This window comes from Intestinirhabdus alba, from assembly GCF_009711095.1.
Taxonomy (GTDB): domain Bacteria; phylum Pseudomonadota; class Gammaproteobacteria; order Enterobacterales; family Enterobacteriaceae; genus Intestinirhabdus; species Intestinirhabdus alba.
In genome coordinates, this window is the sequence record NZ_WMJZ01000027.1 from 49,575 (window position 1) to 61,311 (window position 11,737).

Consider the following 11,737-nt stretch of genomic DNA (forward strand, 5'->3'; position numbering starts at 1 on the left):
CGTGCGGCTACCGTCCTGGAAAAAATAAAAAGAACCGTCATTGAGAGCAATGGCGCAATCTGGATGAGACCTCTATGGCAAGGATTACAATACGCGCGCGCCGTTTTATCAGCCTCGTATTACCTCTGTTTTTCATTTCTTCTGTTTACGCTGATCAAACGACCGCCCCCGCAAAAGCTGTTACCATTGAGGCGAAAAATGAAGTTTTCGCGCCTCAGCACCCCGATCAATACCTCTCCTGGAAAGCAACCTCAGAGCAGTCCGCCCGCGAAGATGCGCTGGAGGAGGATCCGCGTCTGGTGATCCTGTGGGCAGGCTATGCCTTCTCCCGCGATTACAACAAGCCGCGCGGCCATGCGTACGCCATTACCGATATGCGTGAAACCCTGCGCACCGGCGCGCCGAAAAACGCCGAAGATGGCCCGATGCCGATGGCCTGCTGGAGCTGCAAAAGCCCGGACGTGGCGCGCCTGATTCAGAAAGAGGGCGAAGACGGCTACTTCCACGGTAAATGGGCGCGCGGCGGCCCGGAGGTGGTTAACGTCCTCGGCTGCGCAGACTGCCACAACACCGCCTCGCCGGAGTTTGCCAAAGGCAAGCCGGAGCTGACGATGACTCGCCCGTACGCGGCGCGTGCGATGGAAACCATCGGCAAGCCGTTTGAGAAAGCCGGTCGTTTAGGCCAGCAGTCGATGGTCTGCGGCCAGTGCCACGTGGAGTACTACTTCGAAGGTAAGGACAAAGCCGTTAAGTTCCCGTGGGACGGCGGTACGAAGGTCGAGAACATGGAGGAGTATTACGACAAGATCGGTTTCTCCGATTGGACCAACTCCCTGTCGAAAGCGCCTATGCTGAAGGCGCAGCATCCGGAATATGAAACCTGGAGCGCGGGCATTCACGGTAAAAACAACGTGACCTGTATCGACTGCCACATGCCGAAAGTTCAGAACGCCGAAGGCAAGCTTTACACCGATCACAAAATCGGCAACCCGTTCGATAACTTCGCCCAGGCCTGCGCCAGCTGCCATACCCAGGACAAAGCGTCGCTGCAGAAGGTTGTTGCCGAGCGCAAGCAGGCGATTCAGGATCTGAAGATCAAGGTAGAGGACCAGCTGGTTCACGCCCACTTTGAAGCGAAGGCCGCCTGGGACGCAGGCGCGACCGAAGCGGAAATGAAGCCGATTCTGCAGGATATCCGCCACGCCCAGTGGCGCTGGGATCTGTCGATCGCCTCCCACGGCATTCATATGCACGCCCCGGAAGAAGGGCTGCGGATGCTGGGCGGTGCGATGGATAAAGCCGCCGACGCCCGCACTAAGCTGGCGCGTCTGCTGGCCACCAAAGGTATTACCCATGAGATCCCGCTGCCGGATATCTCCACCAAAGAAAAAGCCCAGCAGGCGATTGGTCTGAATATGCAGCAGATCAACGCTGAGAAGCAGGATTTCCTCAAGAAGGTCGTTCCGCAGTGGGAAGATCAGGCGCGTAAAAACGGTCTGTTAAGCCAATAACCCCTTCCGCCCCTTCGGGGGCGGATAACTCAACGGAGTGAATATGAGCGTACTACGTTCGTTATTAACCGCTGGGGTGCTGGCGTCAGGTCTGTTGTGGAGCCTGAGCGGGATCGCCGCCATGCCAACGCCGCAGGAGTCTGAACGCTGGACGGTAACCCAGCAGCGTAACCCGGATGCCGCCTGTCAGGACTGTCATAAGCCCGACACCGAAGGTATGCACGGCAAGCATGCATCCGCCGTAAACCCCAACAACAAGCTGCCGGTGACCTGCACCAACTGTCACGGCCAGCCGTCGCCTCTGCACCGCGAAGGGGTGAAGGATGTGATGCGCTTCAATGAGCCGATGTACGGCGTGGAGCAGCAGAACAGCGTCTGTATGTCGTGCCACCTGCCTGAAAAGCTGCAGAAAGCCTTCTGGCCGCACGATGTCCACGTGACCAAAGTGGCCTGCGCCAGCTGCCACTCGCTGCATCCGAAGCAGGACACCATGGAAACGCTAAGCGAAAAAGGACGGATCAAGATTTGCGTGGATTGCCACAGCGATCGCCGCACTAATCCGAACTTTAACCCGGCGGCCGTTCCCTTGCTTAAGGAGCATCCATGAGCTTCTCTCGTCGCCAGTTTATCACCCGCATCGGCGCGCTGGCAGCGGTCAGCGGCACGGCAGGACGTGTGGTGGCGAAAACGTTGAATATCAACGGAGTCCGTTATGGCATGGTGCATGACGAGTCGTTATGCATCGGCTGTACCGCCTGTATGGACGCCTGCCGGGAAGTCAATAAGGTGCCGGAAGGGGTCGCGCGTCTGACCATTATCCGCGGCGAACCGCAGGGTGAATTTCCCGATGTGAAGTATCGTTTTTTCCGCCATTCGTGCCAGCACTGCGATCGCGCGCCGTGCGTGGACGTCTGCCCGACCGGTGCCTCGTTCCGCGACGCCGCCAGCGGCATTGTGGACGTTAATCCGGACCTCTGCGTCGGCTGTCAGTACTGCATCGCCGCCTGTCCGTACCGCGTACGCTTTATCCACCCGGTCACGAAGACGGCGGATAAGTGCGACTTCTGCCGGAAAACGAACCTCAAAGAGGGCAAACAGCCCGCCTGCGTTGCCTCCTGCCCGACGAAGGCGCTGACCTTTGGTAACCTGGACGATCCCAACAGCGATATTTCGCGTTTGCTGCTGCAGAAAACCACCTATCGCTACAAGCTGGCGCTCGGCACCCGGCCGAAGATGTGGCGCGTTCCCTTTAAATATGGCGAGGTGAGCCAATGACGCACGCTTCTGCTTTCCATTTTGACTCGCTGGTGTGGGACTGGCCCATCGCCATCTATCTGTTCCTGATCGGCATTTCCGCCGGGCTGGTGGCGCTGGCCGTTCTGCTGCGGCGCTTCCATCCGGAGGCGGGCGGCGCGGAGAGTACCCTGCTGCGCACCACCCTGGTGGTCGGACCGGGGGCAGTGATCCTCGGGCTGCTGATCCTGGTCTTCCACCTGACCCGACCGTGGACCTTCTGGAAGCTGATGTTCCACTACAGCTTTACCTCGGTGATGTCGATGGGGGTTATGCTGTTCCAGCTCTATATGGTGGTGCTGGTGCTGTGGCTGGCGAAGATCTTTGAAAAAGAGATCGTCGTCCTGCAGCGGCGCTGGCTGCCGGGGTTGGGGATTGTGCCGAAGGCGCTGGGCTGGCTGACGCCAGTCCATCGCGGGCTGGAAACGCTGATGCTGGTGCTGGCGGTGCTGCTTGGGGCCTATACCGGCTTCCTGCTGTCGGCGCTGAAGTCCTACCCGTTCCTGAATAACCCGATCCTGCCGGCGCTGTTCCTCTTCTCCGGCGTTTCGTCAGGGGCGGCGGTGGCGCTGATCGCTATGGCGCTGCGGTCGCGCGGCAACCCGCACGGCGTTGAGGCGCACTTTATTCACCGGATGGAAACCCCGGTGGTATGGCTGGAGATCTTCCTGCTGGCGGCGTTCTTCGTCGGGCTGGCGCTGGGGGACGATGGTAAAATGCGCGCCCTGGCGGCGGCGCTGGGCGGCGGCTTCTGGACCTTATGGTTCTGGCTTGGCGTTGTAGGGCTGGGGCTGGTTGTGCCGATGCTGCTGAAGCCGCTGGTCAACCGCAGCGCCTCCGCTTACGGCGTACTGGCGGCCTGTGGTGCCAGCCTGATCGGCGTGCTGCTGCTGCGTTTCTTTATCCTTTATGCCGGGCAGCTGACGGTAGCCTGAGCCAGAGATGTCATATCTGAGGGCGAGCGCTGCGCTTGCCCCGGCACCGCCGGTTTCAACGCGGCAAGTAATCGCCTGGTGGGCCAGGCTTGCAGAGCAGGGTGAGTTCTGGACGTTTTCCTTCCTGAAGCCGGATTTCTGGCGCTGTTGTTAAGTATCGGGGTCAACCTGTTGACCCCGTTTGCCGTGCTGGTCGGCATCCGCCTGCGCTGGCAGAGGGTGATGCGGCTGGCGCACTTCGGCGCGCAGGCGCAGTTTATCCTGCTGCTGCTGGCCTTCGCCATTCTGGTACGATGTTTCCTCGTCAGCGACTTTTCGGTGATCTACGTGGCCCAGCACAGCTACAGCCTGCTGCCGTGGGGGCTGAAGCTGGCGGCGGTATGGGGCGGTCACGAGGGATCGCTGCTGCTGTGGGTGCTGCTGCTCTCCGGCTGGAGCGCGCTGTTTGCCTGGCGATATCGCCGGGAATCCGACGACCTGTTTCCGCTGACCCTTGCCGCGCTGGCTCTGATCGTCGCGCTGCTGCTGCTGTTTGTAACCGCGTGGTCCGATCCGTTTGTTCGCCTCTTCCCGCCCGCCGTCGAAGGGCGCGATCTGAATCCGATGCTGCAGCACCTTGGGTTGATCCTCCATCCGCCGTTGCTCTACCTGGGGTACGGCGGCCTGACGGTGGCCGCCTGCGTGGCGCTGGCCTCGCTGCTGCGCGGCGGATTTTGCGCGGCGACCGCCTGGGTCTGCTGGCGCTGGGCGCTGCCCGGCTGGTGTGCCCTGACGCTCGGCATTATCCTCGGCTCCTGGTGGGCATACTGCGAGCTGGGCTGGGGCGGCTGGTGGTTCTGGGACCCGGTGGAGAACGCCTCGCTGCTGCCCTGGCTGTCCGCCAGCGCGCTGCTGCACAGCCTGTACGTCTCCCGCCAGCGCGGGATCTTCCGCCACTGGTCCCAGCTGCTGGCGATCGTCACCCTGATTCTTTCCCTGCTCGGCACGCTGATTGTGCGCTCCGGCATTCTGGTATCGGTGCACGCCTTTGCGCTGGATAACGTCCGCGCCGTGCCGCTGTTTATCCTGTTTTCTCTGTTAAGCCTGGGGTCGCTGGGCCTGTACGGCTGGCGGGCGAAGATGGAACGCCAGGCGGCGCGCTTCGACGGCTGGTCGCGTGAAACGCTGATTCTGGCGGCGCTGCTGCTGTTCTGCGCGGTGCTGCTGATCGTGCTGGTCGGCACCCTCTATCCGATGCTCTACGGCCTGCTGGGTTGGGGACGGATTTCCGTTGGCGCGCCCTGGTTTAACCGTGCCACGCTGCCCTTCGCCCTGCTGATGCTGGTGACGATGGGGCTGGCGGCGGGCGGATTCTGGAAACGCTCGCCGCGCCTTTCCCTGCGTCAGGGAGGAGGTGCGCTTATCGCCGGGCTGCTGACGACGGCGGCGGGCTGGCGGCTCGGCGCGATGGAGGCGCTGGCCTGTGGGCTGACGGCGGCGGTGCTGCTGCGCCTGTGGCTCCAGCCGCCCGCCGCTCTGCGTCGCCAGCTCCCGGCGCTGCTGGCGCATACCGGCGTGCTGATCGTGGCGTTCGGCATTATCTTCTCCGGCGGCAGCCGTCAGGAGATCAGCCTGAATATGCGTCCGGGGCAGCAGGTCGCCCTGGCGGGTTATAGCTTCCGCTTTGAGCGCCTCGATCTGGCCGCCAGGGAGAACTACACCACCGAGACGGCGCAGATCGCCCTTTTTGACGGCGAGAAGCGCATCGGTACCCTGCGGCCCGAACGGCGCTTTTACGCCGCGCGCCGCCAGCAGATGATGGAGCCGGGCATCCGCTGGAACTTACTCCACGACTGGTATGCGGTAATGGGGGAAAAAACCGGGCCGGAGCGCTATGCCGTGCGCCTGTACGTGCAGACCGGCGTACGCTGGATCTGGGGCGGCGGGCTGCTGATGGTTATCGGCGCGCTGCTCAGCGGCTGGCGAGGAAGGAGACGCCATGCGTAAGATATTATTTTATGAGCCGGAGGGCGCGAGGCGAGCCGGTATGGCGATGGGGCTTGCGCTGCTGCTGTTTTTTATCGCTGGCGTCGCTGATGCCCAGGTCGTTGATACCTGGCGCTTCGACAGCCCGCAGCAGCAGGAAAAAGCCCTGCTTATCGCCAGCCAGCTGCGCTGCCCCCAGTGCCAGAATCAGAACCTGCTGGAATCGAACGCGCCGGTTGCGGTCAGTATGCGTCATCAGGTTTATACCATGGTGGCGGAGGGGAAAGATGAAGCGGAGATCGTCGGCTGGATGAGCGAGCGCTACGGGGATTTTGTCCGCTACAATCCGCCGCTGAATGGGCAGACGCTGCTGCTCTGGGCGCTGCCGTGCGTGCTGCTGCTGCTGGTGACCATCGTCCTGTGGCGCGTCGTAGCGCGCCAGCGCAGAGGAGAAGAAGAGTAATGAGCCTGCATCAGATGAGCGTACAGCTGCTGCGTCACAGCCAGCGTCAGGCCGGGCGGGCGCTGGCCGATCCCGCGCCCCTGCTGGGGGAGCTGGAGCGTGATATGGCACCGCTGGCGGCCTCTCCGGGGCCACAGCGTCCGCTGCCGGTAAAAGGGCTGGCGGCGGCGGTGGCGGCGGTTGTCCTCGTCTGCGTGGGGGGCTATCTGCTGACGCCGGGGTGGCAGGCCGCGCGCCTTGAGCAGCAGCGTCTGGCGGACCCGCTGCATGATTTTGCCGCGCAGACGACGCCGGAGGCGCAGCTGCTGGCGCTGCAGGAGAAAATCCGCGCCAGGCCCCAGGAGAGCGAGCAGTGGGCGCTGCTGGGCGAATATTACCTGTGGCGTAATGCCTATGACAACGCGCTGCTGGCCTATCGTCAGGCGCTGCGTTTACGCGGCGAAAATGCCGAACTCTACTCGGCGCTGGCGACGGTGCTCTATTACCAGGCCGGGCAGCACATGACGCCAGCGGTGCGTGAGACCGTCGATAAGGCGCTGGCGCTGGACCCGAACGAGGTCACCGCGCTGATGCTGCTGGCCTCCGGGGCGTTTATGCAGGCGGAGTACGCCAGGGCCATCGCGCTGTGGCAGAGGGTGCTCGATTTGAACGTGGCGCGGGTTAATCGCCCTCAGCTGATTGAGGCCATCAATATGGCAAAGCTGCTGCAGAATCGGCGGGAATAAATTTATATTTTTTTATGTTTTACGGTGATTTTTCTGGTCAAAAAACGTGCAGGCGGACGTCAGGGAGAAAATAATTTATCGCTGCCATTATTCAATTTCATTATTGTAATTTTTCTTTTATAACAGTTATTTATTAGCGATGATCGCAATAAAAACGGGTTATTATGCCTGAATTCAGCCAACGGCCTTGTTCTGAAAGGGTTGCGCTGGAGGCCATGCAAATGGTACTGATTATGCCAGCCTGAATTGCAGCCAGGTCGAAATTGTTCACTATCCTGGCCGTATTGGCGAAAAGAGATGAGGGGCATCCTGCCCCCGCCGGAACTCGCAGGACCAGGTAGTCTGTCCTGACGAAGAAGTGGTTCACGGGCTGCGTTACCCCGCCAGCGGGCTGGCCTTCAGGGCCAGCGCGGGCGCGGCGCAAGACGTTGTTAGCATTTTGTCCTGTAATGCGCATGATTCAGGGTTAAGCCCGCTAAAAAAATCTCTAAACGAACGCAACGCAATACATACCCTTTCAGTATGTACCGTTCTCATCGTTTTAAATCGGGAACGGCGCTTCATCGAGGAAGTTTGTAATTATGAAAAATTTTAAATTTAGCCTGGCCTGGCAGATCTTGCTGGCAATGGTGCTGGGCATTCTGTTGGGAAGCTACCTCCACTACCACAGCGACAGCCGCGAATGGCTGATTGCCAACCTATTGTCGCCGGCGGGCGATATTTTTATCCACCTGATCAAAATGATCGTCGTGCCGATTGTTATCTCCACCCTGGTGGTGGGGATTGCCGGGGTTGGCGACGCGAAGCAGCTCGGGCGTATTGGCGCGAAAACGATTATTTATTTTGAAGTGATTACCACCGTAGCCATTATCCTTGGTATCACGCTGGCGAATGTATTTCAGCCCGGAGCCGGGATTGATATGTCGCAGCTGGCGACGGTAGATATTTCCAAATACCAGAGCACGACGGCAGAGGTGCAGAGCCACGCCCATGGCCTGATGGGCACCATTCTGTCGCTGGTGCCCACCAATATCGTGGCCTCGATGGCGAAGGGCGACATGCTGCCGATCATCTTCTTCTCGGTGCTGTTTGGCCTGGGGCTTTCTTCTCTGCCTTCCACCCACCGCGAACCGCTGGTCACCGTCTTCCGCTCGGTTTCGGAAACCATGTTTAAGGTCACCCATATGGTGATGCGCTACGCGCCGGTGGGCGTGTTCGCGCTGATCGCCGTGACCGTAGCCAACTTCGGCTTCGCCTCCCTGTGGCCGCTGGCGAAGCTGGTGCTGCTGGTGCACTTCGCCATCCTGTTCTTTGCGCTGGTGGTGCTGGGGATTGTGGCGCGCCTGTGCGGCCTGAGCGTCTGGATCCTGATCCGCATCCTGAAAGACGAGCTGATTCTGGCTTACTCTACCGCCAGCTCCGAAAGCGTGCTGCCGCGCATCATCGAGAAGATGGAAGCCTACGGCGCGCCGGCCTCTATCACCAGCTTCGTGGTGCCCACCGGCTACTCGTTTAACCTTGACGGCTCCACGCTCTACCAGAGCATCGCGGCGATCTTCATCGCTCAGCTTTACGGCATCGACCTGTCGCTGTGGCATGAGATCGTGCTGGTGCTGACGCTGATGGTCACCTCGAAAGGGATTGCGGGGGTGCCCGGCGTTTCCTTTGTGGTGCTGCTGGCAACGCTCGGCAGCGTAGGTATTCCGCTGGAAGGGCTGGCGTTTATCGCGGGCGTTGACCGTATCCTCGACATGGCGCGCACCGCCCTGAACGTGGTGGGCAATGCGCTGGCGGTGCTGGTGATCGCCAAGTGGGAGCATAAGTTTGACCGTAAAAAGGCGCTGGCCTATGAGCGCGACGTGTTGGGTAAGTTCGACAGGCGCGCTGATTCGTAACGAGTCTCTTTTACTACGCTCAGCTATCCCCGGCAGCCGCCGGGGTTTTTTTATGGGTAAATAAGCAATTCTGTGCATAATGTGCGCAGAGGCTGTAATCAGCGTCATCATACTGATGACAAATATAAACAAGAGCGCGGACGGTCCCCTCTCCCTGAAAGGGAGAGGGAGAAAACCGATCCTGATGCGCTTTTACTCAGGTTGTCAGCAATCTCAGACGCTGTAATTAGCGTCTTTTCTAAACCGCCCTGTTAAAAGGAGACAACAGGCATGTCAGATTTTTATCTGCACGAAGGGAATCGTTATATCGTCAAGAGTCAGAAGATAATGAAAATCGGCCTCGGCGCGATTTTCGCCACGATCGGCATCTGGAGCTTGATCCATAACGAATATTCCCAGCGCGGAATCATAGTGTGCGTTCTTTTTTGTATCTTTGCCGGATTGATGTTTGCCAGCCTGACGACGAAAATGGTCTTCGATTTAGATAAGCGCGTGTTTTATGTGCAGAACGGTAGCCGTAAACCGCGCTTTACTCAGCCGCTGAGTAACTATACCGGCCTGGAGCTTATACGCCTGTCTCGTTTTTTTGGTCTGCTGCGTAACAGTATCCTGAACGTAACGTTCGAAGATGGCGGAAAGACGGTAAAAATGGCGATCCGGCAGTTTGGTCCAGGAAACAGGGCTCCGCAGGCAATGATCGAAGAGACCGAAGCGTTTCTGGGGATCCGGACGCAGGAAGCGCACGACGTGAAGGCACCGGGCGAAGCACCGCCAGGCGCAGGACGGTTGGTTTACCGGCCCTGGTCGTTAAAAAGCCCGCTGGTGGTGTTCATCATCGGGGCTGCGCTGTTGGCAGGCACCTTTATCTGGGCGCAGGTCAATGATATGACGCTAATAACGCTGACTGTACCGCTTCTTTGTGGCGTAGCCGTGACGGCTTACGGCCTTTTTTATCTGTGGAAAAACGGTGAGACGCTGATTTTTGACGCCGCCAGCGGACGAGTGGTGAGAAAGCTGGCCCTGCTGCCGGAAAAAGAGCTATGCCGTTTTAGCGAGATTCATGCCATTTCAACCGTCGGCGAGATGCGGGTTTTTGAGTATGTGTTGACCCGTAAAAGTGAGAATGGCGGCGGCGACATTACCATTTCCGACAGTTTTGCCAGTAATAAGATAAAGGCCGATCGCCAGGCGTTTGAAGCGCATATCCTGCCGGTTATTGCATCAATGCTGGCGCTGAAAGCGCCGTAAAGCGCGGGCGCAGGATAAAAAACGGCCCCGCAGGCGTTGCGCCTGCGGGGCCGTTGGCCAGGCCGGAAGCCGGAAAAACGCGGCGCATCCGGCCTTTTGCCGTCGCGCCGCGCTTTACGCCGACTTAGCCCAGTGCGCTTTCGCGCAGGCGGGACTTCAGCTTGTTGTACTCGTCAATAACATACTGCTCGGCGGCGCGCTGATCGGCGATCGGCTCGACGCGCACGGCGCAGTATTTGTACTCCGGCGTTTTGGTTATCGGGCTTAAGTTCTCGGTAACCAGCTCGTTACAGGCACCGATCCACCACTGGTAGGTCATATAGATCGCCCCTTTGTTCGGACGGTCGCTGACCTGCGCACGGGTGATGACCCGGCCCTTGCGGGAGTTGACCCACACCAGCGCCTCATCCTCAATGCCCAGGCGCTCCGCGTCGGCGGTGTTGATCTGTGCATAGCCCGGTTCGTCCGCCAGCGCCGCCAGCGCCGCGCAGTTGCCGGTCATCGAGCGGCAGGAGTAGTGGCCCACTTCGCGCACCGTGGAGAGCACCATCGGGTACTCGTCGGTGAGCTTGTCGATGGGCGCAACCCAGTCGCAGGTAAAGAACTGCGCCAGACCGTTCGGGGTATCGAACTTCTCTTTAAAGAGGTACGAGGTCCCCTGGTCGGCGTCGGACTCGTCCCGGCACGGCCACATCACGTAGCCCAGCTCGCCCATCTTCTCGTAGGTGGCACCGTAGAAGTCAGGGCACAGATGACGCAGCTCGTCCCAGATCTCCTGGGTGTTGTTGTAGTGCATCGGGTAGCCCATCCGGGTGGCGATTTCGCTGATGATCTGCCAGTCGGTTTTCAGGTCCCACTTCGGCTCCACCGCCTTGAAGAAGCGCTGGAAGCCGCGGTCCGCCGCGGTAAAGACCCCTTCATGCTCGCCCCACGAGGTGGACGGCAGGATCACGTCCGCCGCCGACGCGGTTTTGGTCATAAAGATGTCCTGAACGATAACCAGCTCCAGATCTTCAAAGGCCTGGCGCACGGCGGACAGCTCGGCGTCGGTCTGCAGCGGATCTTCGCCCATGATGTACGCGGCGCGCACTTCGCCGTGGGCCGCGCGGTGCGGCAGCTCGCTGATGCGGTAGCCGGTGTGGGCCGGCAGGCTCTCCACGCCCCAGGCTTTGGCGAACTTCTCGCGGTTGGCCGGGTCCTTCACGTACTGGTAGCCGGGATAGGTATCCGGCAGCGCGCCCATATCGCAGGCACCCTGGACGTTGTTCTGACCGCGCACCGGGTTCACCCCGACGCTCGGCTTACCTAAGTTGCCGGTGAGCATCGCCAGGCTGGTCAGGGAGCGCACGGTTTCCACCCCCTGGTAGAACTGGGTGACGCCCATGCCCCACAGGATCGCGGCGCTCTTCGCCGTGGCGTACATCCGCGCCGCCTGGCGAATTTCCTGAGCGCTCACGCCGGTAATATCCTCAACGGATTCCGGGGTGTAGCCCTCGACGATTTTCCGGTACTCTGCAAACCCTTCCGTACGGGAGTCGACGAACGCCCGGTCGTAGAGGTTTTCTTCAATAATGACGTGCCCCATGGCGTTGAGCAGCGCGATATTCGAGCCGTTCTTCAACGCGATGTGCATGTCGGCAATGCGCGCGGTTTCAATTTTGCGCGGATCGCAGACGATGATTTTCGCCCCGTTACGCTTCGC

At 60.1% G+C, this 11,737-nt stretch carries 8 protein-coding genes and 1 pseudogene; 8 read left to right on the forward strand and 1 reads right to left on the reverse strand.

Features of this window, described 5'->3' with window-relative positions:
• Positions 1 to 74: 74 nt before the first annotated feature.
• From nrfA to GJV78_RS17375, 8 genes and pseudogenes are all read left to right on the forward strand, one after another.
• Positions 75 to 1,511: an ammonia-forming nitrite reductase cytochrome c552 subunit gene (nrfA, locus tag GJV78_RS17335; protein ID WP_155109520.1), complete on the forward strand. Its 1,437-nt coding sequence runs from the start codon at positions 75 to 77 to the stop codon at positions 1,509 to 1,511.
• Positions 1,512 to 1,554: 43 nt separating this feature from the next.
• Positions 1,555 to 2,118, forward strand: a complete 564-nt coding sequence (gene nrfB / locus GJV78_RS17340) for a cytochrome c nitrite reductase pentaheme subunit (protein ID WP_155109521.1) — start codon at positions 1,555 to 1,557, stop codon at positions 2,116 to 2,118.
• A complete protein-coding gene (gene nrfC, locus GJV78_RS17345; protein WP_155109522.1) occupies positions 2,115 to 2,786 on the forward strand; it encodes a cytochrome c nitrite reductase Fe-S protein in 672 nt (223 codons plus the stop codon). Before nrfB ends, nrfC begins: the two co-directional genes overlap by 4 nt.
• Positions 2,783 to 3,739: a cytochrome c nitrite reductase subunit NrfD gene (gene nrfD / locus GJV78_RS17350; RefSeq protein WP_155109523.1), complete on the forward strand. Its 957-nt coding sequence runs from the start codon at positions 2,783 to 2,785 to the stop codon at positions 3,737 to 3,739. Before nrfC ends, nrfD begins: the two co-directional genes overlap by 4 nt.
• 108 nt (positions 3,740 to 3,847) lie before the next feature.
• Positions 3,848 to 6,167: pseudogene (gene nrfF, locus GJV78_RS17355) on the forward strand (heme lyase NrfEFG subunit NrfF).
• Between the two features lie 104 nt (positions 6,168 to 6,271).
• Positions 6,272 to 6,892 carry a heme lyase NrfEFG subunit NrfG gene (gene nrfG / locus GJV78_RS17365; protein WP_155109532.1) on the forward strand — a complete coding sequence of 207 codons (621 nt, stop codon included), beginning with the start codon at positions 6,272 to 6,274 and terminating at the stop codon, positions 6,890 to 6,892.
• A gap of 581 nt (positions 6,893 to 7,473) precedes the next feature.
• Positions 7,474 to 8,787, forward strand: coding sequence for a glutamate/aspartate:proton symporter GltP (gene gltP, locus GJV78_RS17370; protein ID WP_155109526.1), 1,314 nt, complete (start codon positions 7,474 to 7,476; stop codon positions 8,785 to 8,787).
• A gap of 270 nt (positions 8,788 to 9,057) precedes the next feature.
• Positions 9,058 to 10,035, forward strand: a complete 978-nt coding sequence (locus GJV78_RS17375; RefSeq protein ID WP_155109527.1) for a YdbT family protein — start codon at positions 9,058 to 9,060, stop codon at positions 10,033 to 10,035.
• Positions 10,036 to 10,159: 124 nt separating this feature from the next.
• Here the strand turns inward: GJV78_RS17375 and fdhF are convergent.
• A partial coding sequence (gene fdhF, locus GJV78_RS17380; protein ID WP_155109528.1) for a formate dehydrogenase subunit alpha occupies positions 10,160 to 11,737 on the reverse strand: 1,578 nt, incomplete at its 5' end.